A 217-nucleotide genomic window follows, 5' to 3' on the forward strand; every position below is an offset into this window, starting at 1 on the left:
TTTGTGGTCTAATGTTATGTTCTGAACAGAAGTCTAACATTTCTTGTGTTTCTCTTATACCACCAATTGCTGAACCTGCAAATGATCTACGATGACCGATTAAGTTTGCTACGCGTAATGATACGAGTTCTGCTGGTGCTCCTACGTTTACAAGTGTACCGTCTAATCTTAATAATTGAAGATAATCATCTATTGGTAAATTAGCACTTACGGTATT

1 protein-coding gene is annotated in these 217 nt (G+C 36.4%); it reads right to left on the reverse strand.

Features of this window, described 5'->3' with window-relative positions:
• Nucleotides 1-217 (reverse strand): zinc-binding dehydrogenase (locus tag LQ693_RS13635; protein WP_239703285.1); only part of this gene is annotated, 217 nt, incomplete at both ends.

The sequence above is a fragment of the Mammaliicoccus sp. B-M6 genome (genome assembly GCF_022386965.1).
Lineage (GTDB): Bacteria > Bacillota > Bacilli > Staphylococcales > Staphylococcaceae > Mammaliicoccus > Mammaliicoccus sciuri_A.